The 26,540-nt window shown below is 58.1% G+C and carries 26 protein-coding genes and 1 tRNA gene; 12 read left to right on the top strand and 15 right to left on the bottom strand.

The window, feature by feature from the left end; genetic code table 11:
- Nucleotide 1 precedes the first annotated feature (1 nt).
- On the top strand, nucleotides 2-1,090 hold the full coding sequence (locus ACR0LX_RS14240) for a DUF1513 domain-containing protein (RefSeq protein WP_480784276.1): 1,089 nt from the start codon (nucleotides 2-4) through the stop codon (nucleotides 1,088-1,090).
- Between the two features lie 54 nt (nucleotides 1,091-1,144).
- Here ACR0LX_RS14240 and lptF read toward each other — a convergent pair whose 3' ends face one another.
- From lptF to ACR0LX_RS14225, 3 genes are all read right to left on the bottom strand, one after another.
- On the bottom strand, nucleotides 1,145-2,272 hold the full coding sequence (gene lptF, locus ACR0LX_RS14235) for an LPS export ABC transporter permease LptF (protein WP_480784275.1): 1,128 nt from the start codon (nucleotides 2,270-2,272) through the stop codon (nucleotides 1,145-1,147).
- Nucleotides 2,273-2,490: 218 nt separating this feature from the next.
- Complete coding sequence (locus ACR0LX_RS14230) at nucleotides 2,491-2,781, bottom strand: hypothetical protein (RefSeq protein WP_480784274.1); 291 nt, start codon at nucleotides 2,779-2,781, stop codon at nucleotides 2,491-2,493.
- Between the two features lie 485 nt (nucleotides 2,782-3,266).
- Nucleotides 3,267-3,342, bottom strand: a tRNA-Trp gene (locus tag ACR0LX_RS14225).
- Nucleotides 3,343-3,486: 144 nt separating this feature from the next.
- Here ACR0LX_RS14225 and ACR0LX_RS14220 point away from each other — a divergent pair.
- Nucleotides 3,487-4,191, top strand: coding sequence for a lysophospholipid acyltransferase family protein (locus tag ACR0LX_RS14220; protein WP_480784273.1), 705 nt, complete (start codon nucleotides 3,487-3,489; stop codon nucleotides 4,189-4,191).
- Nucleotides 4,192-4,261: 70 nt separating this feature from the next.
- Here ACR0LX_RS14220 and ACR0LX_RS14215 read toward each other — a convergent pair whose 3' ends face one another.
- Nucleotides 4,262-5,011 carry a transferrin-binding protein-like solute binding protein gene (locus ACR0LX_RS14215; protein ID WP_480784272.1) on the bottom strand — a complete coding sequence of 250 codons (750 nt, stop codon included), beginning with the start codon at nucleotides 5,009-5,011 and terminating at the stop codon, nucleotides 4,262-4,264.
- A gap of 315 nt (nucleotides 5,012-5,326) precedes the next feature.
- Here ACR0LX_RS14215 and ACR0LX_RS14210 point away from each other — a divergent pair, with 315 nt between their 5' ends.
- Together ACR0LX_RS14210 and ACR0LX_RS14205 are read left to right on the top strand one after the other, a co-directional pair.
- A complete protein-coding gene (locus ACR0LX_RS14210; RefSeq protein WP_480784271.1) occupies nucleotides 5,327-6,577 on the top strand; it encodes a surface lipoprotein assembly modifier in 1,251 nt (416 codons plus the stop codon).
- Between the two features lie 439 nt (nucleotides 6,578-7,016).
- Nucleotides 7,017-8,009, top strand: coding sequence for a hypothetical protein (locus ACR0LX_RS14205; RefSeq protein ID WP_480784270.1), 993 nt, complete (start codon nucleotides 7,017-7,019; stop codon nucleotides 8,007-8,009).
- Nucleotides 8,010-8,120: 111 nt separating this feature from the next.
- On the opposite strand, the gene tuf is transcribed toward ACR0LX_RS14205, so the two are convergent.
- From tuf to parC, 3 genes are all read right to left on the bottom strand, one after another.
- Nucleotides 8,121-9,296: an elongation factor Tu gene (tuf, locus tag ACR0LX_RS14200; RefSeq protein WP_480575288.1), complete on the bottom strand. Its 1,176-nt coding sequence runs from the start codon at nucleotides 9,294-9,296 to the stop codon at nucleotides 8,121-8,123.
- Between the two features lie 113 nt (nucleotides 9,297-9,409).
- The gene (locus ACR0LX_RS14195) at nucleotides 9,410-10,003 is read right to left on the bottom strand and encodes a hypothetical protein (protein WP_480575291.1); all 594 of its coding nucleotides are present in this window, start codon (nucleotides 10,001-10,003) and stop codon (nucleotides 9,410-9,412) included.
- A gap of 97 nt (nucleotides 10,004-10,100) precedes the next feature.
- Nucleotides 10,101-12,449 carry a DNA topoisomerase IV subunit A gene (gene parC, locus ACR0LX_RS14190; protein WP_480784269.1) on the bottom strand — a complete coding sequence of 783 codons (2,349 nt, stop codon included), beginning with the start codon at nucleotides 12,447-12,449 and terminating at the stop codon, nucleotides 10,101-10,103.
- A 201-nt stretch (nucleotides 12,450-12,650) separates the two neighbouring features.
- Between parC and ACR0LX_RS14185 the strand changes: the two genes are divergently transcribed.
- The 6 genes from ACR0LX_RS14185 (at nucleotide 12,651) to ACR0LX_RS14160 (ending at nucleotide 16,888) form a co-directional block, all read left to right on the top strand.
- The gene (locus tag ACR0LX_RS14185; RefSeq protein WP_480784268.1) at nucleotides 12,651-13,265 is read left to right on the top strand and encodes an SH3 domain-containing protein; all 615 of its coding nucleotides are present in this window, start codon (nucleotides 12,651-12,653) and stop codon (nucleotides 13,263-13,265) included.
- 69 nt (nucleotides 13,266-13,334) lie between these two features.
- Complete coding sequence (locus tag ACR0LX_RS14180; RefSeq protein ID WP_480575301.1) at nucleotides 13,335-14,162, top strand: SDR family NAD(P)-dependent oxidoreductase; 828 nt, start codon at nucleotides 13,335-13,337, stop codon at nucleotides 14,160-14,162.
- 78 nt (nucleotides 14,163-14,240) lie between these two features.
- Entirely contained in the window at nucleotides 14,241-14,444 is a 204-nt protein-coding gene (locus ACR0LX_RS14175; RefSeq protein WP_480575304.1) for a twin transmembrane helix small protein, read from the top strand.
- Entirely contained in the window at nucleotides 14,445-15,017 is a 573-nt protein-coding gene (locus tag ACR0LX_RS14170) for a cob(I)yrinic acid a,c-diamide adenosyltransferase (RefSeq protein ID WP_480575307.1), read from the top strand.
- Between the two features lie 183 nt (nucleotides 15,018-15,200).
- Nucleotides 15,201-15,959, top strand: a complete 759-nt coding sequence (locus ACR0LX_RS14165) for an electron transfer flavoprotein subunit beta/FixA family protein (RefSeq protein WP_480784267.1) — start codon at nucleotides 15,201-15,203, stop codon at nucleotides 15,957-15,959.
- The gene (locus tag ACR0LX_RS14160) at nucleotides 15,959-16,888 is read left to right on the top strand and encodes an electron transfer flavoprotein subunit alpha/FixB family protein (protein WP_480784266.1); all 930 of its coding nucleotides are present in this window, start codon (nucleotides 15,959-15,961) and stop codon (nucleotides 16,886-16,888) included. Before ACR0LX_RS14165 ends, ACR0LX_RS14160 begins: the two co-directional genes overlap by 1 nt.
- A 48-nt stretch (nucleotides 16,889-16,936) precedes the next feature.
- Here ACR0LX_RS14160 and ACR0LX_RS14155 read toward each other — a convergent pair whose 3' ends face one another.
- The gene (locus ACR0LX_RS14155) at nucleotides 16,937-17,752 is read right to left on the bottom strand and encodes a DUF6473 family protein (RefSeq protein WP_480784265.1); all 816 of its coding nucleotides are present in this window, start codon (nucleotides 17,750-17,752) and stop codon (nucleotides 16,937-16,939) included.
- A gap of 162 nt (nucleotides 17,753-17,914) precedes the next feature.
- Here ACR0LX_RS14155 and ACR0LX_RS14150 point away from each other — a divergent pair, with 162 nt between their 5' ends.
- Nucleotides 17,915-18,790 carry a 3-hydroxybutyryl-CoA dehydrogenase gene (locus tag ACR0LX_RS14150; protein ID WP_480784264.1) on the top strand — a complete coding sequence of 292 codons (876 nt, stop codon included), beginning with the start codon at nucleotides 17,915-17,917 and terminating at the stop codon, nucleotides 18,788-18,790.
- 55 nt (nucleotides 18,791-18,845) lie between these two features.
- Here the strand turns inward: ACR0LX_RS14150 and ACR0LX_RS14145 are convergent, their stop codons facing one another.
- From ACR0LX_RS14145 to ACR0LX_RS14115, 7 genes are read right to left on the bottom strand one after another with little or no spacing between them, the layout of a single operon-like run.
- Nucleotides 18,846-19,745, bottom strand: a complete 900-nt coding sequence (locus ACR0LX_RS14145; protein WP_480784263.1) for a lysophospholipid acyltransferase family protein — start codon at nucleotides 19,743-19,745, stop codon at nucleotides 18,846-18,848.
- Nucleotides 19,746-19,786: 41 nt separating this feature from the next.
- Nucleotides 19,787-20,056, bottom strand: coding sequence for an HPr family phosphocarrier protein (locus ACR0LX_RS14140; protein WP_480575324.1), 270 nt, complete (start codon nucleotides 20,054-20,056; stop codon nucleotides 19,787-19,789).
- 16 nt (nucleotides 20,057-20,072) lie between these two features.
- A complete protein-coding gene (locus ACR0LX_RS14135; RefSeq protein ID WP_480575327.1) occupies nucleotides 20,073-20,465 on the bottom strand; it encodes a PTS sugar transporter subunit IIA in 393 nt (130 codons plus the stop codon).
- Entirely contained in the window at nucleotides 20,462-21,343 is an 882-nt protein-coding gene (gene rapZ / locus ACR0LX_RS14130; RefSeq protein WP_480784262.1) for an RNase adapter RapZ, read from the bottom strand. The genes ACR0LX_RS14135 and rapZ overlap by 4 nt, the downstream gene beginning before the upstream one ends.
- Nucleotides 21,340-21,810 carry an HPr kinase/phosphorylase gene (locus ACR0LX_RS14125; RefSeq protein WP_480784261.1) on the bottom strand — a complete coding sequence of 157 codons (471 nt, stop codon included), beginning with the start codon at nucleotides 21,808-21,810 and terminating at the stop codon, nucleotides 21,340-21,342. Before ACR0LX_RS14125 ends, rapZ begins: the two co-directional genes overlap by 4 nt.
- A gap of 4 nt (nucleotides 21,811-21,814) precedes the next feature.
- Nucleotides 21,815-23,524, bottom strand: a complete 1,710-nt coding sequence (locus ACR0LX_RS14120; protein ID WP_480784260.1) for an ATP-binding protein — start codon at nucleotides 23,522-23,524, stop codon at nucleotides 21,815-21,817.
- A 33-nt stretch (nucleotides 23,525-23,557) separates the two neighbouring features.
- Nucleotides 23,558-24,262 carry a response regulator transcription factor gene (locus ACR0LX_RS14115; RefSeq protein ID WP_480575340.1) on the bottom strand — a complete coding sequence of 235 codons (705 nt, stop codon included), beginning with the start codon at nucleotides 24,260-24,262 and terminating at the stop codon, nucleotides 23,558-23,560.
- A gap of 348 nt (nucleotides 24,263-24,610) precedes the next feature.
- Here ACR0LX_RS14115 and ACR0LX_RS14110 point away from each other — a divergent pair, with 348 nt between their 5' ends.
- Entirely contained in the window at nucleotides 24,611-26,209 is a 1,599-nt protein-coding gene (locus ACR0LX_RS14110; RefSeq protein WP_480784259.1) for a phosphoenolpyruvate carboxykinase, read from the top strand.
- Nucleotides 26,210-26,540: the final 331 nt, after the last annotated feature.

Genomic DNA, 26,540 nt, shown 5'->3' with positions numbered 1-26,540 from the left:
GATGACCAGTCGTCGCCAGTTCCTGACCGGCCTTGCTGCGGCCAGTCTGAGCCCCGTTTCCGGCTGGTCAGCGGTCGGTGCGCCGGATTTTCTGGCAGCGGCTCTTTTTCCGGACGGCTCATACCGTCTGGTGGGCCTGACCTCAGCGGGTCAGATCACGTTTGCGCGGCCGTTGCCCGGCAGAGGTCACGCTGCCGCTGCGCATCCACGTCACGCCCAAGCGGTTGCCTTTGCCCGTCGTCCCGGCACCTTTGCCCTGATCATCGACTGTGCCTCCGGTGCCGAAATCGCGCGCATCGAGGCACCGCAAGGGCACCATTTTTACGGTCATGGAACCTTCTCGGCCGATGGCACTCTGTTGTTTACAACAGAAAACCGCTTCGAGCGCGGCCAAGGGATAATCGGCATCTGGGACGTGGCCAAGGGGTATGCACGGCTCGGGGAATTCTCTTCGGGCGGGATTGGTCCGCACGATATGCTGTTGATGCCCGACGGTGCGTCGCTGGCGATTGCAAATGGCGGGATCGAAACTCACCCGGACACTGGCCGATCCAAGTTGAACCTGCCGACCATGCGCCCCAACCTGATCTATTGCGACTTGACCGGGTCGGTGCTGGAACAGGTGGAGCTTTCTGGCCGATTGCACAAGAACTCCATCCGCCATCTGGCGGTGCGCAAGGACGGGTTGATCGCCTTTGCGATGCAGTGGCAGGGCAGTACGACGCAACATCCGCCACTGCTGGGCCTGCACCGCCGTGGCAGCGAACCTGTTCTGTTGGCAGCGGGCGAGAAGGATCAGAGCATCCTTCAGGGCTATGCCGGAAGCGTCGCCTTTTCGCCGGACGGGCAGGCGGTCGCGATAACCTGCCCGCGCGGCAATGCCCTGCATAGGTTTGATGTCCAAAGCGGCGCATTCAAGGGTGCATTTGATCTGGAAGACGTCTGCGGGCTAGCGACCGGTCCCGCAGGGCTGGTTTATACCACCGGAACTGGTCAGGTCGGGCAACTGACCGAGGCGCAAGCCAAGGTGACAGCCCTGACAGAATGCAAATGGGACAATCATCTGGTCCGGATAAACGCCAGTGGATAACACACTATCTCGGGGACATCTGCCTGACCTGAAGTTCCCGAGCCTTGGTTGGCCTCAGGCCGGGGTCGCCGTTGCCCTGCGTTTTCGCAACAAAGGCCGCCCGGCTATCATCAGAAACAAAGCCGACAGAACAATCCCAAGCACTGACGGAAGATACAGCAAGGGCCAAAGCTTTGGGTCCGCGATCACGACGGGCGAGATCATTCCGCGAAACCCTTCGAGTAACACCAGCAACGTGAAGGCGACAAATATCTGCGGCCAGAGGCCAAAGCGCGAGAAACTGCCCAGCATCAGGGCAGAATACCCGACAAGCGCCACCGCGATATTGATGGCAATCCAGGAAAACCGCTGATGCAACTCATCGACCAGTTCGCCCTCGGTATGTCTTTCCTCTTTGGTCACCTTGTCACGATTACTCAACAGTTCGGATGTCGGGATCGCCTCGAGGCTGCGTCGCCCCATCTTGGTGTCGTCGGTCATGTTCGAGATGTCATAAGTCGCGTCCTGAAACAGGGTTGACGACAACCGGTTACCGTTCCGATCCAATCGCAGCGCAATCCCGTCCACCATGACCAGATTGACACCGCTGCCAGAGTTCACCAGGTACGCTGTGGCGCTGGAGTAGCTGGCCGGGTTCTCACTGTCACGCCCGTCGGACACAAAGACCTCGTGCAGCGTGCCGTCCAGATCCACCCGCCCGATATAGACGGTCACACCGGGCGTGGGATGCATAAATTCGCCTTCGTTCAACAACTGTGCGGTGACGTCGCCCGCGACCTCGGCTTGTCGCCGCTCAAGCTGGTCCAGCGAGGCAGGACGCAGGAAAACGCTGATAACCGCCATCATAAGACCGGCGCAAAGGCCAAAGGCAAAAACCGCGCGGGCAAGCCGCCAAGGGCTGGATCCCGTCGCCAACATCACTGTCAGTTCACTTTCGCGGCTCAACCGGTTGGTTGCGTAAACCGCCGCTGCAAACACCGCCATTGGCATCACCGTGCGGATCAGCGTCGGCAGGGTCAGGGCCGTGAACTCCAGAAACACCAGCGCCGACTGACCGCCGCTGATCACCCGATCAAACAGGCTGACGGAACGAGTGATCCAGAAAACGCCCACCAGGACGAGCGTGAAGAAACCGAACAGGATCAGCAGTTGCCGCAGGAAATACCCATCGAATCGCGACATGTGACCTCTTTTCCGGCGGCTTGTGACGTGCGGCGACTTTAGGCCATTCAAAAGGCGGGGGAAACCGCGAATAGCACGGAAGCTGTCGTGTAATGCGCGTCAGGCATTGCCGCAGTGACACTCGGCAACCAACGCGCTTGGTCTTCGCTTTTAGTGAAATGGCAGGCGCACTCGGGCGGCGCGGGCACGGCGCTTGAGTTTCAGCGCGACAGGCTGGCTCAGGCGCCCGAAATCAACACGCTTGCGGCACCAATGAATCCGGCCACCGCGACAGAGCTTGCCGCCAATATGACTACGATTTCAAAAATGCTGAGTTTCATTTTGATCCCCGCTCGATTGGTTCGAACGGCATAGAACAACTTCTTTGCGCCGCAAACAGGGGTACTGCTTACGTAGCGGAAACTTGCTGCGAGGATGGCGTGTATTCGCGCAAATACTGCATTGTAGAACTCATGGCCGCCTGCCCGTGCGAATTTGATGCTTGACCTGTTGCAGGTCTGCACTGCCATGGCACACCACCGACCTCGGCGGGGCTACTTTCCCCCGCGACCTCGGCCCCGAGCCAGCCCCTGCCGTGAGTCTCGCAGGCCGCGCAGTGCTTCGGGGAATCAGCAGCGACGACCCCTGTTTCGCGTCAAACCTATGCCTATTGGAGCCGGCTTAAATGTCTTCCAAAATGTGAGCGCCGCGCCAAAGGACAACATGACCTAGTTTTCGAACACCTTCGATGCCGAATTCTTGGACGAGATTGCCCTGACAATTCCGCCATGGCGTCCTGCAACCAGAACCCACTCAACGCTCTCTCGGTCACCGCTTATGCTTTCTTCTCGGCCGGGGGTGCGGATGTCTCGGCCAGCAGCTTTGCCATCTACATAAAGTTTCGCAGCCAATTGCTCTTGCTTGCGCCGACCGAATTGTGGTGCCTCACCAAAAGCTGCGCACAACGCATTCGCTGCAAAGCGCTGTGTAACTGGCCAAACCTTTTTTGGAAGACTGGCAGGGGCAGCAGGGTTCGAACCCGCGACCTACGGTTTTGGAGACCGTCGCTCTACCAACTGAGCTATACCCCTGTGGTGCGCCCTCAGATATGCCAGCCGCGCAGCGGACTCAAGAGGCTTTTTTCAGAATCGGTCGCGCGGCGCAAAAGAACAAAACCATTGCGCCCGACGTCAGGTTCAGTAAGACATGCCTCGCCCGGTACAAAGGACATAGCAGTGAGCCTCCGCAAGAAAATCGCCGACAGCGAAGCCGTTCTGAACTGGGTTGCCCGCCGCATCGCGTCATATATTCGAATGGTGAATCGCAACACGCGTTGGCAGCGGATCGGGTATGAAGAGCTGGACCGGCTGGTCGAACAGGGCGAGCCAATCATTGTTGTCCTGTGGCATCAGCGCCTGGCGCAATCGCCGTATTTCTTTCCATTGGAAAAGGGGCGTATCTGTTCGATTACCTCTTCGGCGCGCGCCGGCAGCATGGTGGGACGGGTACAACGCCTGTTTGGGATGGACACGATCGCCATGGCCAGCAAAAAGCGCCACGTGGCGCTGTCGCGCGAAGTGCTGGGCAAGATGAAGCAGGGGATATCGATCGGTATCGCCGCCGACGGACCGCGCGGGCCTGAGCGTGTGCTTTCGACGGTACCGCTGGTCTGGGCCCGTGCCTCGGGCAAGCGCGTGTTCGGGATTACCTTTTCCGCCCGCCATGGCCGCGAAGCCGGGACTTGGGATCGCCTGTTGATGCCACGCCCCTGGCGAAACCAAGGCGTCTTTCTATGCCGCGAATGGACCGAAACAGTTCCGCGTAAGGCCAGCGAGGATCAGACCGAAAGCCTGCGGCTTAGCCTTGAACAGCATATGAACGATATCACGGCTGAGGCAGACGAGATGGTCGGGCGCGCGCCCTGGAAGCCCAAGAGCTAAACCTGGGCAAAACAAAAAGCCCCGCCATCGAAAAACGGCAGGGCCTAGGTTTTAAGTTCCGAGCCGGGCGTCAGTCTGCACCAAAGGACCCGATGTGGCTAACTCCACCCGCACCAGTCGCCTGAAACGTCCCGCCAACTTCTTCAGCATTCGGCCCGTAGAATCTGCCGTCTGCGGTGCCGCTGGTCCCGGTGCCAGCGATGTTGGCGCGGAAGGTATTTCCAGAAACATCGCCAGATCCTGAAAAGTCCAGGTTGGCCGCGTTTACGTTGGTGCCATCGGACAGCCGGGAAGCTACGGTGCCCGAGCTGGTGATTGTTGCGGTGCGGAAATTGGTTGTAACGTCGACTTCGGACGCCGTCAGATAACCATTCCCATCCGCAAGAATTGCAACGCCTGTGCTAACGCCTTCATAGCTTGCGTTCCGACCGGTCGGGATGTCGCTGGAACTCGTGCGATACCCATAGGACCCGGCACCAGCAACTGCGACCGCCCGGTTGCGGTCTTCAAGCCAGATACCAAAAGTCTGGTGTTCAAACCGCGTTCTCGATGGATCGACCAATACCGCAGCATCGTTCAAATCCGGGGACTCGAAGGCTAAAAGGACACCGCTGGAACTGCGAGTCAGTGAATCGCCTGAAGTTGAATCCAACGACACACCCGATCCCGGCGCTCTGAAACGGGTTGCTACGATATCGCCGTCTTCGGTGGTCATTCTAAGAGTTGAAGATTGCCGACTGGAAATGTTGGTCACGGTAGCACCGGTCACTTCGGCGGTGACTGCCTGACCATCCAATTCGAGCGTTCCGTTTCGTGGCAAAGTGATCTCGCCAGTGGCATTACTGCCGCCCCCCGAGGAGCCTCCGCTGCTGCTTGAACTACACGCACTTAAAGAAAATCCAGTAATCAATGTAACGGCTAAAAGACTTATTTTCGTCGACATATCCCCTCCGACTGGTTTGAAATTCCAAGCCAAATTAATATTTGGCAAAGCGGGCACAAGTTAATTCCGAAATACAATCTGAGCGTGTCCGATCTGCCACATCGAACGCACTGCATTGCAGCGCTCTGTTCAATCCCAGAAACTCCACCTAAGAACGGCATTCATTGACCTGTTAAGCTTGGTGCGCCCGCATTGTTTCGAATTCTGCTTCTGATTGCCTGCCTGATGGCGGCCTCCACATTTGGCCACAATGCATCGGCCCAAACCGAAATTGTCGCCAATCCCGAAACATCCGAGCAGAGAATCGAGACCGTCTTTCTAAGCGGTTTGCGGGACATGCAGCTTGGGAACACGGATGCCGCGATCGAAAAGTTTTCGTCAATCCTTGCAGCAAACCCCAACCTGGTCCGCGTCCGTTTGGAACTTGGCCTGGCCTACTATCGCGCGCGTCAGTGGAACCGCGCCCGGAACGAGTTTTTTACGGCCCTGTCCGGTGATTTGCCTGATCCTGTTCGCGCCAAGGTTCTTGGTCTGATCCGCGATATCGACGCCCGTCGCGGGTTCGAATGGGATCTTAGCATCGGACTGACCGACGTAGGCGACCAAAGGGACTATGACACGGATGAGATTATTCTTGATTTCTCGGGCCTTAACCTGCCGTTTGTGTTGAACCGCGAGAAATCGAATGAGCTTGGCGTGCGCGTCACAGGATCTGCCAATTTTCGCAAACCACTGAACTGGAAACTGTTCGGTGCCGACACCGCCGCCTATGCCTCGGCATCGTTCGATGTGACCGAGGCCCGGACATCCCGATACGACGACTATATCTTCGGGGCGCGGTTCGGGGTGCGGGCATTGACACAGAACACGACAGCCTCTCTTGGTCCGCTCGTCTCGACCCGCCTGCTGGGCGGCAATGTCTATGAAAACCGGGTCGCGCTTCAGGCGGCAGTGGAACGGCGCAACCGGACCGGCGGTTCAATCTTTGCTCTGGTCAGCGGGACGAAACTGCACAACCCGACCTCAAGCCAGTTGGACGGGCACGAGTTTGACGCCGAGGTCGGGTTGCGGCGCTCGTTTGGCGGCAAGGGGCTGATCGGCGCGAGTTTCTTCTACGAGGACAAGTCCACCGACGACAATTTCGAGAATTTCATACGCCAGCGTTTTACAATCTTTGGGCAAGTTGACATTCGCGGAGGCTTTACCCTCAGACCCGCCATATTCGCCGAGCACAAGAAATACAAAACCCCCAGCGTTTTGTTTACCGGCAACCCAAACGAGGACACCTGGGGTGCGAACCTAAGGGTCGAAAAGAACGATCTGTTCTTTGGAAATGGCTTTTCACCTTTCCTGATGCTCACTTACAAACGCACAAAATCCGGGATCGATGCGTTCAGCTATACCGAATCCGGATTTGAGCTGGGCGTGGAAAGGCGATTTTAGCGACGAGAATGGAGATCAAAATCCAGTATGAAAGCGCTCTGCAAATTTTTAATGATCCGACGCCCAACGCCGCCGAAGAGAATCCGCTCGTTGTACATGCCTGAATGCAGCATGGTGGTATTGCCAAGAGCAGAAGCGCAACGCTAACCCCGATAGAACCCAAAAGGCGGGATTTACCCCGCCTTGAGGTTCTCAAAGAGAAAGCCCGCGTAAGTGAGGCCGTTGGGGCTTGGCAGGAGGCTAAGTTGGGTCGCTCTAATACGGCAGCTGAGAAATTCATGCCAATCCGAGAACACCGTCGAAGGGGAGCCGTGGGAGATTCACAATCTGGTTGGGAATACCGGACTTGAAAATCACTCTAATCTGAGGCGTCATTGGCACTAAGTATCTGAAATATCTATGCACGTTTGTTTTCTAAGCCCGTGGGATACCCTACACTTTGACACAAGCTTTGTTATCTAATGCCCTAGTGGTCTCCGCCCTGTTGCAGGTTGGCACGTTTGATATTGCGCAGCTGTTCAGCAACGATCCTAATGTTCATTATACCTACGCGATCGCGGTACAGCTTTTTTTGCTGATGCTGTTGTTTGGATTGGCTTCACTTCTATTCCTTTCAGGCTCGATTCTCGCCTTCTGCCTTCGGCCAAGAATTATTCAACCAAACGGGTCAGTGCCAGCTTGGTCTGCGTTGCTTACAATAGCACTGCTTCTGAGCGCACCCATAGGGGTTTCCTACATTTTGCTGGGTGCATTCCTAGTTCTGGCTTCGCTGGGCTTGATGACGCTTCGGTGGATGAAAAGTCCAAAGTACAAGCAAGTGTATTTCTGGCCGCCTGAGGGTTTCCGGAATGCCAGCCTTCGGCAGAAGGCATTTGCGATCTTACTGCTGGGCGTATTTTGCTATTTCCTTAAATCGCTTGTCACGGCACTAGTTTTTTCAATCGTGCCACTAAATTCAGGTCAGCCGGAATTCCGCTTAAAATTTGCGAACAGAATAAACAGTGATGTTGTGCGTGCATCATACAGGTTTCCAGACCCACAATCCTGCCTCGAAACTGGGGTCGATGCAGGAACCCGCGCAGATCTGCTGCGAATGGATTGGAATAAAATTTCAACCAACGGAGACGCACAGGTTTGTATGTTCAGATTGCTCCATGAATGGGGTGGAGTAGCCGGCGCCACAACATGGTTAGAAGCACAAGGCTTTCGGGTAAGCGAAACATTCAGTTCCAACAAACCATACCAAAACCGAGATGGTACACTAAGAGTCGATGGAAGTTGGTCCATTAAGAGAAACGGGCCGCGCTTTCCAACGTCGGGCATTCTATCCCGCATTCGAAGGGCGGTCCCCTATGGAATGGGTGTGAGAGCAACCTTCAGCGAAGACGGTCGAGAACTCCTTTATCTCCACATCGATTTTTCCACTTTGTGAGATATCAGTTCTGCGCAATTTTTGGGAATAGCCATCTTCCAATCCAGGGCAGCAGAATCAAAAGAAGGCCGTCCAGAGGGACGGCCTTCTTTGTTTCGTCGCGGGTGCGAATTATTCGATGATTTTCGACACAACGCCGGCGCCGACAGTGCGGCCGCCTTCGCGGATCGCGAAGCGCAGGCCGTTTTCCATCGCGATCGGTGCGATCAGCTCAACGCCGAACGACACGTTGTCGCCGGGCATGACCATCTCGGTACCTTCGGCCAGGGTCACGGTGCCGGTCACGTCCGTCGTACGGAAGTAGAACTGCGGGCGATAATTGGCAAAGAACGGGGTGTGACGTCCGCCTTCTTCCTTGGTCAGGATATAGGCTTCGGCTTCGAACTTGGTGTGCGGGGTCACCGAACCGGGCTTACACAGAACCTGGCCACGCTCAACGCCGTCACGATCCACACCACGCAGCAGGGCGCCGATGTTGTCGCCTGCTTCACCGCGGTCCAGCAGCTTGCGGAACATCTCAACACCGGTACAGGTGGTTTTGCTGGTGTCGCGGATGCCGACGATTTCGATCTCGTCGCCAACGTTGATCACGCCACGCTCGACACGGCCGGTCACAACGGTACCACGGCCCGAGATCGAGAACACGTCTTCGATCGGCATCAGGAACGGCTGGTCAACAGCGCGCTCAGGGGTGTCGATGTAGTCATCAACAGCCGCCATCAGTTCCTTGATCTTCTCTTCGCCGATTTCCGGGTTGTTGCCTTCCATCGCGGCCAGAGCCGATCCTGCGATGATCGGAATATCGTCGCCGGGGTATTCGTAGCTGGACAGCAGTTCGCGAACTTCCATCTCAACCAGTTCCAGCAGCTCTTCGTCGTCAACCTGATCCACTTTGTTCAGGAACACGACCATCTTCGGGATGCCAACCTGGCGGCCCAGCAGGATGTGCTCACGCGTCTGCGGCATCGGGCCGTCAGCGGCGTTCACAACCAGGATCGCGCCGTCCATCTGAGCGGCACCGGTGATCATGTTCTTGACGTAGTCGGCGTGGCCGGGGCAGTCAACGTGTGCGTAGTGGCGGTTGTCGGTCTCGTATTCCACGTGGGCGGTCGAGATGGTGATGCCGCGCGCTTTCTCTTCCGGCGCACCGTCAATCTGGTCATACGCTTTGAAGTCACCAAAATACTTGGTGATCGCTGCGGTCAGCGTCGTCTTGCCGTGGTCAACGTGGCCAATCGTGCCGATGTTGACGTGCGGTTTTGTACGCTCAAACTTTTCCTTTGCCATTCCTCAGGCGCCCTTTTGCGATTTGGGGGACCCTTGGTCCCGTGGTTACATCTGCGCGCGCGAGATATTTGGTTCAAAGGTGAAAATCAAGCACATCCTGCGTGAAAAGCAGGTTAAGACGCCGGATTTTGCGTGACAGTGCCAGAATCGAGCGGCTGGATCAGGTCCGGACGGCGATCAAACCAACCGTTGTCCTTATGCTCTTCTGCCAACCATTCCTCGACCCGGTCGGCAACTTTCAATGCAAGCCCATTCATTTGCTCTTCTCTGGTGCGCGAATGGCCCGATCCGGCCAAGGCGCTTTCACCCGTTGTGTCTTCGAGAACCTGAAACTGCTTTTTCTTGGCTACGAATTCCTTTTTGCCAACGTCATAGACGTTGACCAGAACGATCGCGGTGCTTTTCGGATTATAGATCACAGGGATACCCGGCGGCGCCAGCATGTAGCCTTCGAGGCTGATGCCGATGTCGTATTCCTGCGCACCCTCATAGCGGCCCAGACGAATATCGACTGCATTCTGGATCGCATCTTCCCATTCCTTGGGTGTCGCATCCCGGGAAACGGGTCCCTGTTTGGCTTTCTCGGCGAAAGCATAGTTCACGCGAAGTTTGAACTCGCCCAGGCTTTCGGGCTCCTCGTAAACCTGCGTTTGCGTACACGCGCCCATCAGGGCCAGTCCGGTGATCAGGGTCAGAATGCGCAACATGTCTCTCGTCTCGATAGGCCGTTTTGCTTTGATCTAGCGCACCAAGGCGTCTTGTGCCAAGGCGCATCGGCGAAATTCCACTTTCCCGGCGGCGCGATCACGAAAATTTATAGTCGCGCGGGAAGCCGTAGGGCGGCTTTTTCCCGACGCTTGCGCGTTTGGACAGCCATTGGGACATGTCCGCCTCGTGTCGCGTCTTGTCACCACCCATGGACCATTTCAGGCCTTCTTCCCAGTTGAAGGTCGTGATGTCGGACAGACCGCCATCCAATTCCAGCGTCCCCTGCCGCCCGCGCGCCATATTGTACTTTTGCAGCCGCACGCCTTTGCCGCGCGTCATCTCGGGCAGTTCTTCCGCCGGGAAAACAAGGAACTTGCCGTTCTGCGACACCACGGCGACATGGTCGCCCTCGACCGGTTTGCAGATCATCGCTGTTTCATCACCTTTGACGTTCAGCACCTGTTTGCCGTTGCGGGTCTGCGCCAGCACGTCATCCTCGGGCACCATGAACCCGTTGCCCGCGTCCGAGGCCACCAGCAGCTTGCGCCCCGGCTTGTGGATCAGAATGTCGATGATCTGCGCCTCGTTCGGCAGATCGACCATCAGACGCAGCGGTTCACCCATCCCTCGCCCACCGGGCAGGTTGGCAGCGCTGACAGTGTAGAAGCGCCCGTTCGAGGCGAACACGAGCAAGCGATCGGTGGTTTCCGCATGGAAAATGAAACGCGGGCCGTCGCCGTCCTTGAATTTCAACTCTCGCTTCAGGTCGATATGGCCCGTCATGGCGCGAATCCAGCCCATCTGAGAGCAGACGACCGTGATCGGCTCCTTGTCGATCATAGCCTCAAGAGGCACTTCTTCGACCTGTCCTGCTTCGGCGAAACGCGTCCGGCGTGCGCCGCCCTCGTAATCTTTGCCGAAGGTCTTCTTGGTCTCTTTCAGCTGCTCAGCGATCTTGGCCCATTGCAGGGCAGGATCGGCCAGCAGGTCTTCGAGGTTGGCGCGTTCCAGCATCAACTCATCGCGTTCGCGGACCAGTTCCATCTCTTCGAGACGGCGCAGGCTGCGCAGGCGCATGTTGAGGATGGCGTCGACCTGAATCTCAGACAGTTCGCCCTCGCCCGGTTTGGGCGAGACGTAATCGGATTCATCTGTCGCGCGCACGTGGTCGATACCCCAATCCTCGCGCATCAGCGCGGCTTTGGGGTCGTCATCGTAACGGATAATATCGATGACGCGGTCGAGGTTCAGGAAGGCAACGATAAAGCCTTCCAACACTTCCAAACGGTGGTCGATCTTGCCCAGACGGTGACGTGACCGGCGCAACAGCACCTCTTGCCGGTGGTCGAGGAAGGCGCGCAGCACTTCCTTCATCGAGCAGACCTTGGGCGTCACACCATCGATCAGCACGTTCATGTTCAGGCTGAACCGCACCTCAAGGTCCGAGTTGCGATAGAGCATGCCCATCAGCACCTCGGGGTCCACGTTCTTGGAACGCGGCTCAAGGATCAGGCGGATGTCGTCGGCGGATTCGTCGCGCACATCGGCGAGGATCGGGATTTTCTTGGTCTGGATCAGCTCGGCGATCTTTTCGATCAGCTTGGATTTCTGAACCTGATAGGGAATCTCGGTGACGATGATCTGCCACTGGCCGCGGCCCAGATCCTCAACCTCGTATTTACAACGCAGTCGGAATGAACCACGCCCGGTGCGATAGGCCTGCGCGATGTTCTCGGGCGGCTCAACGATGACACCACCCGTCGGGAAGTCCGGGCCGGGCACATAATTGAGCAACGTGTCGTCGCGCGCATCGGGCGTTTTGATCAGATGCAAACAGGCGTCACACAGCTCGGCAATATTATGCGGCGGGATATTCGTCGCCATCCCCACCGCAATACCGCTGGCACCATTGGCCAGCAGGTTCGGAAACTGGGCAGGCAGCACAACCGGTTCGGTTAGCGTGCCGTCATAGTTGTCGCGGAAATCGACCGCGTCTTCGTTCAGACCCTCAAGCAGAGCCTCGGCCACGATGGTCATCCGTGCCTCGGTGTATCGCGAGGCCGCCGGGTTATCGCCGTCGATATTGCCGAAATTCCCCTGACCGTCGACCAGCGGGTAGCGAACGTTGAAGTCTTGCGCCAGACGCGCCATCGCATCGTAGATCGCGGCGTCGCCATGCGGGTGGTAGTTACCCATCACGTCGCCGGAAATCTTGGCGGACTTCCGGAATCCGCCGGTTGCGCTAAGTCGCAGCTCGCGCATGGCATAGAGGATTCGCCGGTGAACCGGCTTCAACCCGTCGCGCGCGTCCGGCAGGGCGCGGTGCATGATGGTGGACAGCGCATAGGTCAGATAGCGCTCACCAATTGCGCGGCGCAGCGGTTCGGCTACCTCGCCCCCACCTTCGGGAGCCTCCATATTGGGGTCGTCGATCGTGTCGTTCATATATGATGTGATACGACGCAAGAGCGCGCGGGTAAAGCAATCGCCGCATATTTTGCTGGGGACAAGTCGCGCTTTTTGCAACAGGGGGACGCAAGTCCCCGTTTTCCCCGGTTTTTCGACTCGTTGCCCAAATTATGCTAAGATTTCCACGATTGAATTGCTGCCAGATTTAGTTGTTACGATTGACCCGGGGGGAGCGCCATGACGCGCCTTATTGTTATTACTTTCGCTGCACTTGGATGGACATTCTACGTCATGAGCGGCGGGCCCGATTTTGAGCCGCGCGGTGAGCGCGCGTCACAACCGGACCGTGTGGCGTCCATTTCGAAATCCGAACCTGTACCTGCCGACAGGGCGCAAGATCTTGTGACCAATGTCGCCGTGCGTGCGGTTCCGGTACGCGTCAAACCCGAACCGGTGGCCTCCACTCAGGAAGTTGTTGCCGTCGCGGATGAGGTCGAAGCAAATTCTTTGTCCGGGTTTTCCACTTTCGCCAATCAGGGCGCCAATCTGACGCTCGCCTCGCTCGAGGATGGTGCGACCGGGCTTCGTCAGGTTGCTACCACCACCCAAACCGACGCCGCACCGGAACCGGCCCTGCCGGAACCGGAAAAGGACATTCGTGAAATCTCGGGCACACGCGTGAACATGCGCGATGGACCGGGAACAATCTATCCGATCATAGCCAAGGTCACGCTCGGCCAAAAGGTCGAGGTCCTCAGCGAATCGGGAACCGGCTGGCTGCGCCTGCGCGTGTTGCCTGCGCAACAGATCGGATGGGTTTCGGCCTCGCTGGTCCGCAAATCCTCATTTTGACGCGTCTGTATCATTGCCCTGACCGGGTACGCACCCTAGCAATAAGCCGGGGACAGATACGGAAACGCGATGCAAAAAACGATTCTCATCACCGGCTGCTCGTCGGGCATAGGGCTTGACGCTGCACACGGTATGCGTGCACGGGGATGGCGTGTCTTTGCATCGTGCCGCCAGCAACGCGATTGCGACCGGCTGCGCGCCCAGGGGTTCGAAAGCCCTCTGATCGACTACACCGACGCGGGTACCATCACCTCGGGTCTGGCGCAGGTGCTTGAGGCCACGGGCGGCACGCTGGACGCTTTGTTCAACAATGGTGCCCATGGCATGCCCGGCGCGCTCGAGGATGTTCCCACGGAAGGTTTGCGCCTGATCTTTGAAGCCAATGTCTTTGGCTGGCACGAACTGACGCGTCAGGTGATTCCCGTCATGCGGGCGCAGGGGCATGGGCGAATTGTGCAGAACTCCTCGGTTCTCGGCCTGGTCGCCTTTCCCTGGCGCGGGGCCTACGTGGCGACAAAATACGCAATCGAGGGTCTGACGGACACGTTGAGGCTGGAACTGCGCGACACCGATATCAAGGTCATCCTGATCGAGCCCGGACCGATCACCAGCAAGATCCGCGAGAACTCGATCCCCATGTTTGAACGCTTCATCGATTGGCAAAACTCGGCGCTGCGCCAGAAATACGAGAAGACGTTGCTCAAACGGCTCTACGAATCCTCCGGGCCCGACAAGTTTGAGTTGCCGGCCTCGGCGGTGACAGAAAAGCTGGCGCATGCGGTGGGCGCAAAACGTCCGCGGGCGCGCTATTACGTGACGACGCCGACCTATATTGCCGGATACCTGCGCCGTATTTTGCCGACCCGGTCAATCGACCGCATCCTGTCGGATATCTGAGACGAAATTAACCGTTCGCTTTTGGGTCCTTTGGGGCTAGATGAGAGCCAGCGAAACAAAAACATGGACGGTATAGTCATGGACCTGTTGATGGTCGTCCTGCTGTTAGCCATGGCGGCTGTGGTCGTTGTGCTTGCAATTGGCATCTCCAATTTCGGCAAACCCGGTACGGATGCCGCGATGAAAAGCAACAAGATGATGCGCCTGCGTATCCTGTTTCAGTTCATTGCCGTGGTGCTGATCGTGCTTTACGTCTGGCTGCGCGGACAAGGGGTGCAATAGATGGTCGTGCTCAACAAAATCTACACGCGCACCGGTGATGACGGCAAAACCGCACTGGGCAATGGCGAACGCGTCGCCAAATATTCCGGCCGTGTGACGGCCTATGGCACGGTGGACGAGTTGAACGCCTTTGTCGGTGTTGCCCGCACCCAGGCGACCGGCGATGTCGAGGCCGCGCTGGCCCGTATCCAGAACGATCTGTTCGACCTTGGTGCCGATTTTTGCCGCCCGGACATGGATAAGGACGCCGAAGCCGATTATCCGCCGCTGCGGATCGTATCCGCGCAGATCGACCGGCTTGAGGCCGAGATCGATGTGATGAACGACACTCTGGAACCTTTGCGCAGCTTTATCCTGCCCGGCGGGTCTCCGCTGGCGGCGCAATTACATGTCTGCCGGACCGTTTCGCGCCGGGCCGAGCGGCTGGCGGTGGAACTGACCAACATGGAGCCCGTAAACGATGTGGCGGTGAAATACCTCAACCGTCTCAGCGACTGGTTCTTTGTTGCCGCCCGATGCGCCAACAACGACGGGCGCGACGACGTGCTATGGGTTCCGGGTGCGAACCGCTGAACCCCGTCGCTGCAGTCAATTTTTCCCAATGACTCAGGCGAAAAACACGAAACGCGACGTCTCAACGACATGACGTGACGATTTTGCCCTGTTGCGGCCCGGATTGAGTCGCTATTGAAACCACCGAGAGCATTGGTGGAGTCGCTTCGCGGCTTACCGTTTTTTTGAGGAGAAAGCGCCAAAATGAAGGTACTCGTGCCTGTAAAGCGCGTGATTGACTACAATGTGAAGGTTCGCGTCAAAGCGGACGGTAGCGGTGTTGATCTCGCCAATGTGAAAATGTCGATGAACCCGTTCGACGAGATTGCCGTGGAAGAGGCGATCCGTCTGAAAGAAGCCGGCAAAGCGGATGAGGTTGTAGCGGTCTCGATCGGCGTCAAGCAGGCGCAGGAAACCCTGCGCACCGCGCTGGCAATGGGTGCCGACCGTGCGATTCTGGTCATCGCCGCCGATGACGTCCACACCGATATCGAGCCTTTGGCCGTTGCGAAAGTCCTGGCCAAAGTGGTCGAGGAAGAACAGCCGGGCATCGTCCTGTGCGGCAAGCAGGCCATCGACAACGACATGAACGCCACTGGTCAGATGCTTTCGGCCCTGCTGGGCTGGTCGCAAGGTACCTTTGCCTCCGAGCTGGACATCGAAGGCGACAGCGCCAAGATCACCCGCGAGGTTGATGGCGGTCTGCAGACCATCAGCGTCAAGATGCCGACCATCGTGACCGTTGACCTGCGCCTGAACGAGCCGCGCTATGCGTCGCTGCCCAACATCATGAAGGCGAAGAAAAAGCCGCTGGATGAGAAAACCGCCGCCGATTACGGCGTCGACGTCACCCCGCGTCTGGAGATTGTCAAAACCGATGAGCCGCCTGCACGCGCTGCCGGTATCGTCGTGGGCTCGGTCGACGAGCTGGTCGAGAAACTCAAAGAAGCGGGGGCTGTGTAATGGCTGTACTTCTGCTTGCCGAAGTCAACAACGGCGAATTGTCGCTGGACGCCACCGCCAAGGCTGTCAACGCCGCGAAGGCTCTGGGTGATGTGACCGTTCTGGCAGCAGGTGGCTCGGCCGCCGCTGCTGGTGAGGCCGCCGCCAAGATCGACGGTGTGTCCAAGGTTCTGGTGGCCGAGGATGCGTCGCTGGGTCATCGCCTGGCGGAATCGACCGCCGCGCTGATCGTGTCGCTGGCCGATGGCTATGAACACATCGTGGCACCTGCAACCACTGACGCCAAGAACGTCATGCCGCGCGTTGCCGCGCTGCTTGACGTGATGGTGATCTCGGATGCATCCGGCGTTGTTGACGGCTCGACCTTTGAGCGTCCGATCTATGCGGGCAACGCAATCCAGACCGTGAAATCGAACGACGCCAAAAAGGTCGTCACCCTGCGGACCGCCAGCTTTGACGCGGCGGGCGAAGGCGGTTCAGCACCGGTTGAAACCGTTGCTGTTCCAGGTTCCGAAGGTCTGTCGTCGTGGGTCGAGGACAAGGTGGCCGAAAGCGACCGTCCGGAATTGACCTCGGCGGGCGTTGTTGTTTCGGGCGGCCGCGGTGTCGGCTCGGAAGAGGACTTTGCCCTGATCGAAAAGCTGGCCGACAAGCTGGGCGCAGCAGTTGGCGCATCGCGTGCCGCAGTCGACTCGGGCTATGCCCCTAACGACTGGCAGGTGGGTCAGACCGGCAAGGTTGTCGCCCCGGACCTCTATGTCGCCGTCGGCATCTCGGGCGCGATCCAGCACCTGGCGGGCATGAAGGACTCGAAGGTCATTGTTGCGATCAACAAGGACGAAGAAGCGCCGATCTTCCAGGTCGCAGACTTCGGACTGGTCGCCGACCTGTTCCAGGCGGTGCCGGAACTGACCGAAAAACTCGGCTAAGACCTTTCGGCAAGAACCTTCCAAAGGGCCCGCAATGCGGGCCTTTTTTCATTCCAGATTCTGAATGGCGGACGACAGGGTATCGGCGATCTTTTGATGTGTTGCCGGACCCAGCATGTGTTCTGCCAACGGCTGCTGGAGCGTTCCGAACAGAACATCTTCCAGTTCATTGGATTCGCCCGCTACGCGCACGTTCAATCGGATCGTGTTGGCACAATGTGGGTGCAAGGCGTCTAGCATCGCGGAGTCGATCTGTCCGGCGTCAAAATTCCCATCGCTATCAGGATTTCGGTCCACGCTCAGCCAAAGCAAAATGACCGGCGACGTGATGGAGTTCAGAAAGCTTCCGAGTTTTTGGGTCCACCCCTTGCGCAGCTCTTGCATGACCGTTGAAAATCGCCTTTCCGACACGCTGTGCAAACGCTTCAGCAAATGCCGAACAAAGTGAATTTCGGTAAAGTCCACTTCCGGAAAGAGTGACCTCAGCTCCTGCGTCGGGGCAACAAACCTGTCATTTCGGCGCGCGTGCACACGATAGAACCTGTTGTTCTGCCCTGCGATATCCGGCAACTGCAGCACACACAAATTGGCCTCGTTCGCCAGATCCCGAAGACCCATGTCACGACAAAGCGCCTCGACCCCGCAAAACAGGCTGCCAAGGTTCAGGCACCGCTTGCCCATGCGCTCCTCAAGCCGGGCCGCATAGGGCGCCTCGACAAAGCGGCCAAATGTCTCCTCGCCCCCAATGCAGGCAATAAAGGGCCGCTCTGGCGTTTGGTGCGGTCCGCGAAACCACAGGTCAGATTGACCATACCGGCAAAACGACTCGGCAGCGCTTACCGCTGTCATGGATTGATAGCTCATCACTCACACTCACATTTTTCACCCAATCGTCACTTTGCCGCCCAAGGTCTTACGAAAACCCTAATGCGCGCATTTGAAGCGAATTTGACGGGCCTGATCCCCTTGCCGACTGCCTTGAAACGCCGATAAGGTCGGCACAATCAACAGCAAAGGCAGCTGAGTATGGACGTAAAATCTGTCGGAGTAATCGGGGCGGGTCAGATGGGCAACGGAATTGCCCATGTCATGGCACTGGCGGAATATGACGTTCTGCTGACCGACGTCAGTCAGGACGCCCTGAGCAGCGCCTTGTCCACGATTGAGGCTAACCTGTCCCGGCAGGCAGCGCGTGGAAAGATCGATGATGATGCCGTGAAGGCAGCATTGGGTCGGATCAACACCACCCTAAACCTACCGGATCTTGGCCAGACCGATCTGGTGATCGAAGCCGCGACCGAACGTGAGACGGTGAAACAGGCGATTTTCGAGGACCTTCAACCGCATCTGCAACCCCATACGATCCTGACGTCGAATACCTCGTCGATCTCGATCACGCGGTTGGCAAGCCGAACGGACCGGCCCGAGCGGTTCATGGGGTTCCACTTCATGAACCCGGTTCCGGTGATGCAGCTGGTCGAATTGATTCGCGGTATTGCAACCGATGAAGAAACCTTCAAATCCTGCAAGGCCGTGGTGGACCGGCTTGGCAAAACCGCGGCCAGTGCCGAAGATTTTCCCGCCTTTATCGTCAACCGGATTCTGATGCCGATGATCAACGAAGCGGTCTACACGCTTTACGAAGGTGTTGGAAACGTTCAATCGATCGATCAGTCGATGAAACTGGGTGCGAACCATCCGATGGGACCCTTGGAATTGGCCGACTTCATCGGGCTGGATACCTGTCTTGCGATCATGAACGTGCTGCATGACGGGTTGGCAGATACCAAATACCGGCCCTGCCCATTGTTGACGAAATACGTCGAAGCCGGGTGGCTGGGTCGCAAGACCGACCGTGGATTTTATGATTATCGCGGCGAAGTCCCAGTTCCAACGCGATGAATGTGAGGGGGCTAACCCCCTCGCCCGGAATATTGTTGCCCGAAGAAGAGGCGGATCAGGGTTTCGACGATTGACCCAAAGCCATGGTGTGTTTTCTGAGCCAGGCCATAAAGCCGCGCGGGTCGCGTTCCAGCAGCGCCATATCCTCAGCCGAGATCGGATCGCCAATCACCGGACCTAGCGGTTTGTTGCACGAACGCACGATTTCATGCAGCAGCAGTCCCTGGCGCAAGATCGGCGACAGACGGTTGGCGATCTGGTACCAGCGCGAATTGCTGCCGGGGAAAAAGATCGGCACCACCTGCGCACCGGACCGGCGGATCATCTTGGCGGTGAATACGTTCCATTCCCTTTCCTGCGCCGGCCCGAACCAGTCGTCGGACGACATCACCACGCCCGAGGGGAACAGGGCGACAACGCCTCCATCCTTGAGGTGATCCATGGATTTCCCGCGCATTTCCAGCATCTTGGCTTGCGCCTCGGGGTCGTGCGGAAAGGGGACCGGGATCATGAAAGAGGTTGCAGCCTCATCCAGACCAGTCAGCACCGAACGGGTGAGAATGCGATAGTCGCTGCGCACGCGACCGATCAGTTCGGCCAGGATCATGCCGTCGACCATACCGTGCGGATGGTTGGCGACAACAACCACCGGGCCGTCCTTGGGGATGCGCGCGATCTGCTCGGCAGGTGTGGTGAGGTCGATACCCATGATACTGAGCGCCCCGCCCCAGAACTTCTGGCCGCGATACTGTTCATTTTGCTTTTCGAACTTGTTGACCATCCGCAATATGGTCAGTTTGCCTGTCAGCCACTCGATCGCGCGGATCGCGTTTGCGGTCCAGGCATCGTCGAACGAGTTCGCGTAGGTCAGCGTTCTGCGGTCATAGATCTCACCCTGTTCAGGTGTATCGCCCGCTATGGGACCTGTCTTGGTATCGTGCGTGGTTTCCGCCAATTCCTGGTCTTCCCATCCTTCGTATCGCGGCGATTTCGGGCCTAGTAACCCTCTCCGAACTTGTCATTGACCAGGGTTTCCAAAGCTTCTGCCAACGCCTCAGCATCCGGGCCGGACGTCTCGACGTCAATAGTGGTTCCGCGCGACGCTGCCAACATCAAAAGGCCCATAATACTGTCGCCTGATGCAGAAAGGCCCTCACGCGAGACTTCGGCGCGTGCATCGAATCCTTCAACCACCTCGACCAGCTTGGCCGACGCGCGGGCGTGCAAACCCTTTTCGTTGATTATTTTCAAGCTTTTGTTGGCCATATTCAAATATTCCAGTTCAATCCAATGTCACATTCTGCGCATTGATGTATTTTCGTCCAGCCTCGAGTGCGAGGCGCACCGCCTCGGGCACCGGCAGGTGGCGGCTTTTGGCCAATTTGATCAGCATCGGAAGGTTGGCACCATACAGGATTCGCCGATCCTGTGGCGCGCAGGCACGCAGGCTCAGGTTGGACGGGCTGCCGCCGAACAGGTCCGTCACCACGACAACCCCGTCGCCCACGTCCACCTCATCGGCGACGCGGCATATTTCTGACTGCTTTTCCTCGCGGTTGTGATCTGCTTCGATCGGTACGGCGACCAGTCCCGGCTGCTTGCCGACCACATGCTGCGTGGCAGACAGGTATTCCTGCGCCAGTCCCCCATGTGCAACGATTACGATCCCGATCAATCCGGCCTCACATTCAACGCGCGTCGTTCCATTTCGCGGTGCCTAATTGCCACCTGCTGACCCCCTTCCGCAAGGGCCTTTGCAACCGCCTCTGCGACAGCAACCGATCTGTGTTGCCCTCCGGTACATCCGAAGGCCACCGAAAGGTGGGCTTTGCCTTCGGCTCGAAACGCAGGCAGCAAAGCAACCAGCAGGTCCACGACCCGGTCAAAGAAGACGGAATAGTTCCTGTCGGCCTCAATATAGGACGCAACATCTTGGTTTCGACCGTCTTCGTCACGCAGGTCCGCACGCCAGTAGGGGTTAGCCAGAAACCGGCAATCGAACACCATATCCAGCCCACGCGGCAAGCCGCGCTTGTACGAGAAGGACTCGACCGAAACCGCCAGATGCCGTCCACTTTTTGGGGCGAACCAGCGATCTACTTCGGCGCGCAACTGGTGGACGTTCAGGGCACTTGTATCGATCAGCGTGTCCGCAATCTCGCGAATCGGTTGCAGCTGCTCCTTTTCGCGCGCGATGCCGGTCGCGGGGCTGGCATCCGCCGCGACGGGGTGCCGACGACGGGTTTCCGAAAAACGGCGCAGCAGCACGTCGTCGTTGCAGTCCAGGTACAGGATCGTCAGATCGACCTGTTCCATGCGGCCAAGCCGGGCAGCCAGTTCGATAAACCCGATGGTCGAGAAGTCGCGGTTGCGTGCGTCGATGCCCAACGCCATCGGCTGAGCCGAGGCAGAGCTGTCCAGAAGTCGCGTCAACAAACCCATCGGCAGGTTGTCGATGGCCTCGAACCCCAGATCTTCGAGCACGTGGATCGCGGTAGAGCGGCCTGCGCCAGATGGGCCAGTTACCAGTACGATACGCTGTTGCGGGCTCATGTGTTTGGCCATTCCGGATTCACGCGTCCCATTTTCGCGAGTTGAATCAAAGCTGCTGCCAAGTTGGGCACACCTGCGCCGCGAAGCAAGGGAACAGATTGCCTCAGAACCAGAATGTCGGCCGGATCAGGCAGGCGCGCGGCTTCCTTTTGGTCAAGGTCTACCGCAAAAGTCACCGGTGTCGGTCCGACAGGTGACGCCCGCAACAACCCTATCCCGCGCGCTTCGATCAACCCGTAGATCGGTGGTACAGCATCTGCGATGACCTGCCCATTCTGCATGCTCAAAGCGACCCGGTCATCCGAGACCAGATCGGCCCCCAGCGCCATCATCTGCAAGGCCAGCGCGGATTTGCCCGCGCCCGAGGTCCCGAGGATCAGAACGCCTCGGCCTTCGACAGCAACGCAGCTTGCGTGGATACAAGCCTGCGTGTGGCCTGCTATGTCTGACAGTGTTTTTACGCTCATACGCCTAGATCGGAAGTCCGACGACAAACCGCGCGCCCAGCGGGTCCGACGTGATGTCAGCTTCGGTCGGACGGATATTTTCGGCCCAGATCACGCCGCCATGCGCTTCGACAATCTGTTTAGAGATGGCCAGACCAAGGCCCGAGTTATTGCCAAAATGCTCTTCGGGGCGTTGCGAGTAGAACCGTTTAAATACTTTGGTTAGCGCCTGATCCGGGATGCCCGGGCCGGTATCCTCGACCACCACCAGGACGCGGTTGTCGCGTTGGCGCACCCAGACGCGGATGGCGTCGTTTTCCTCGCAGAAGGAAATCGCGTTGGTGATCAGGTTTACGAACACCTGCGCCAGCCGCGCTTCGAGGCCGTTGATCACGATCGGGCCTTTCGGCAAGTCAGTAATGTAGTCGATACCTTTGGACCGCGCGTCTTCCCCCAAGAACTGGCCGATATTGTTCAGCAGGTTCAGCAGATCAAAGGGTTGCTCTTGCTCTTTGACGAGTTCTGCGTCCAAACGTGAAGCATTCGAGATATCGCTGACCAGTCGATCCAACCGGCGCACATCATGTTCTATGACGCCCAGCAACTTTTCACGCTGATCGTCGCGTTTGACCATCCGCAGGGTGCCCACGGCAGATTGCAAGCTGGCCAGCGGGTTCTTGATCTCATGCGCCACATCCGCCGCGAACTGCTCGTTCGCATCAATGCGGTTGTACAACGCCGTCACCATGCCTCGCAAAGCGCTGCTGAGGCGACCGATCTCATCGGGGCGCGCGCTGAGGTCGGGAATGCGAATTCGGCCGGGATTGACCCCCGCACCGCGATCCTTGCCCATCTCGGCGGCTGAGGCCAGATCGGCCAGCGGGTTGGCGATGGTCGAGGCCAGAACCAGGCTCAGCCCGATCGATACCAGCAGGGCCACGACGAACATTTGCAGGATGCGCTCCTGTTCCTGGCGCGCCAGCGCGTCGACCTCGCCCGCCGGGCCTGCCATGGCAACCGCCCCAACGGGATCGCTGTCCAGAATGATCGGAGCCACGGCGACGATCACTGTGGCCCCGGTGTCGTCCTGAACCGCCTGGACAGTCAAACCTCCGCCAAGGGCCTGAGGGACCATGTCCTGCACCCGTTGCGCCAGCGTGGGCGCGGCTTCGGTGGAATTACCGCTGAAGATCGATGAGACACCGTTCCAAACTGCCGTCAGCGCATCGCTGATCAGCGTACCGCCACCCTGAACGTCGCTGTCAGAGCGCAAGAGGCTTGGCAAGTCCGACAAGGGGGACGCGCCGCGGGTCCAACCAATCAAAGTGCCCGATCCGTCATAGACAAACACCTCGCCACCTTCCGGCAAGCTCAGGCCGGACAAGGTATCGCGCACGTCCAGACCGCCGGCACCAACAACGCCGGGCTGGCGCAGCTGGGTTTCAAAGACGTTGCTGACAAGCTGGGCATCACCGATCAGGTTCTTGGCCGTCTGCTGAACCCGTTCCTTACGCGTATCGTCCAGGTACAAAAGTCCAGCCACCAGAAGGACCAGCGCGATGACGTTGAAGGTGATGATTCTGCGCGCCAAGGGCGAGCCGCGCAGCGAAAACAGGCTGCGCCGCGATCTTTCTTCGCGCAGCTCGGCGGAATCGGGGTCCTGTGGGATAACCCAATCGTCCCCCAATACGACGTCGCCGTCGCGAAGTTCAGTGTCTTGTTCGGTATCTCGCACGAGACCCCTATTACCACTTAAAGACGGTCGCGCCTATTCTTCGTTATACCGGTAACCGATGCCGTAAAGCGTCTCGATCGCCGAAAACTCGGGGTCAGCGGCACGCATCTTCTTGCGCAGGCGCTTGATGTGGCTGTCGATGGTCCGGTCGTCCACATAGACCTGATCGTCATAGGCCACATCCATCAACTGATCGCGGCTTTTGACGAAGCCCGGACGCTGTGCCAGCGCCTGAAGCAACAGGAACTCGGTGACAGTCAGCGAGACATCGTTGCCTTTCCAGGTCACTGCATGGCGCAGAGGGTCCATGCGAAGCTCGCCGCGCTCCATCACCTTTGCGTCACCCGTGCTGGCGCTGGAAACGTCACCTTCTGTGGCTTCCTGTCGGCGCAGCAATGCACGGATGCGCTCGACCAGCAGACGCTGCGAGAACGGTTTCTTGACATAGTCGTCCGCGCCCATGCGCAGGCCCAGAACCTCGTCGATCTCATCGTCCTTTGAGGTTAGGAAAATCACCGGCATCTGGGTTTTCTGCCGCAGTCTCTGCAACAGGTCCATGCCGTCCATCCGGGGCATCTTGATATCCAGAACAGCCATGTCCGGCAGCTTTTTGTTGAACGCGTCCAGCGCGGCCTGTCCGTCGTTGTAGGTTTCGACCTCAAAGCCTTCGGCCTCGAGCGTCATGGATACTGACGTCAGAATGTTTCTATCGTCATCCACCAGTGCAATCTTCGACATCGGGTTCACCCCTATTCCTGCTCACATACGCAATAATACGCTTTTTTATGCGGTATTGTTGGCGATTTTGAGGCGCCGAATCAATCCGTAACTACGAATCGTGCCATTGTTGCGGCAGTTCTGCGGCAAAAATGCCTTGTCGCTCGCAAATTGTTGCCCGCTTTTTCGACAGGAAATTTCTGGTGGCGCTAAACTTTGCCTTGGTTGCGCTAACTGCGCCAAACCGTCCTGTTCATGCCCCAAATGACCATGATAAGAGGCCTCTGTCCGCCGGAATTCCCCGGCATGATTGCCCCAAGAGCGCATCTTGGCCCAACAGCCGTCGCGCCGCCACAGGAGAAGACACACATGACATCTGGACGGGTTAACCCGCAATTCCGCCTCGAAGATCAGGGCATCGAGGGTCTGGGACATGTCTATTACAACTTCATGGAACCAGCGCTGATTGAAGAGGCGCTGAAGCGCGGCGAGGGAACCCTGGGCAATGGCGGTGCATTTCTGGTCACCACCGGCAAATTCACGGGCAGGTCGCCCAAGGACAAGCACGTCGTCAAGACCGACAGCGTGGCCGACAGCATCTGGTGGGAAAACAACGCCGCGATGAGCCCCGAAGGCTTTGACGCGCTTTACCAGGACATACTGGCCCATATGAAAGGGCGCGATTATTTTGTTCAGGATCTCGTCGGCGGGGCCGATCCGGCCTATTCCATCAACGTGCGTATGGTCACCGAACTGGCCTGGCACAACCTGTTCATCCGCCACCTGCTGCGCCGTCCGGATCGCGAGGATCTGGACGAATTCACCGCAGATTTCACCATCATCAATTGCCCCAGCTTCAAGGCCGATCCTGCCAAGCACGACTGCCACAGTGAAACGGTGATCGCGCTGAATTTTGACCGCAAGCTGATCCTGATCGGCGGAACCGAGTATGCGGGCGAGAACAAGAAGTCCGTCTTCACCCTGCTGAACTACATGCTGCCGGAAAAGGGCGTCATGCCGATGCACTGCTCGGCAAACCATGCCGTCGGCAACCCGGTCGACACTGCCGTTTTCTTTGGCCTGTCAGGTACCGGCAAGACCACCCTTTCGGCGGATCCGTCCCGGATTCTGATCGGCGACGACGAACATGGCTGGTCTGATCGCGGCACCTTCAACTTTGAAGGCGGCTGCTATGCCAAGACGATCAACCTGAACGCCGAAGCCGAGCCGGAGATTTACGCCACGACCTCAAAGTTCGGCACCGTGATCGAAAACATGGTTTTTGATCCGGAAACCAAGGAACTGGATTTTGACGATGACTCGCTGACCGCAAACATGCGGTGCGCTTATCCGCTGGAGTACATCTCGAACGCATCCAGCACCGCGCTGGGCGGGCATCCCAAGAACATCATCATGCTGACCTGCGATGCGTTCGGCGTACTGCCCCCAATCGCGCGCCTGACCCCGGCGCAGGCGATGTATCACTTCCTGTCCGGCTTCACCTCGAAGGTGGCAGGCACCGAACGCGGTGTGACCGAGCCGCAGCCGACATTCTCGACCTGCTTTGGCGCGCCCTTCATGCCGCGCCGCCCCGAGGCGTATGGCAATCTGTTGCGGGACAAGATCGCGCAGCACGGCGCAACCTGCTGGCTGGTCAATACCGGCTGGACCGGCGGCGCCTATGGCGTTGGCAGTCGGATGCCGATCAAGGCCACCCGCGGATTGCTGACTGCGGCGCTCGAGGGGTCGTTGGCAGATGCGGAATTCCGGAAGGACGCGAATTTCGGCTTTGATGTGCCGGTCTCGGTTCCCGGCGTTGCCGAAGTTTTGCTAGACCCGCGCCGCACCTGGGATGATCAGGCCGCATTTGACAGACAAGCCGAAAAGCTGGTGCAGATGTTCTCGGAGAATTTCGAGCAATACCTGCCCTTCATCGACGAAGACATCAAAGCCGTCGCCATCGGGTAAGCGCCACAGGACAGATTGCCAAAAACGGCCAGCGGATACCCTGCTGGCCGTTCTTTTGTCTCGGTCTGGACTATTTCGGGCTAGCAGATCTGCGCCGAAAGGCGCTGGCAGGGCGATGAAACAGAGGCAGCAATAGATGCCTTATGCTCGCAACCATGGGTTGAAACACAGACTCGTGTGGACAAACGCGTTGCCCAAATCACCAGATTAGGATATCTCGGGAAGTCGAAATGACAAAAATTGCCCGGCGCATAAACGCCGGGCTTTGACTGAAAATACCTTTGGGCAGCTCGAGGCGAAACCACTCACACGCGTTCTTACGGGCTACCTA

The organism is Ruegeria sp. CH11 (genome assembly GCF_056537105.1).
This window is presented reverse-complemented; position numbering and strand designations above follow the sequence as displayed.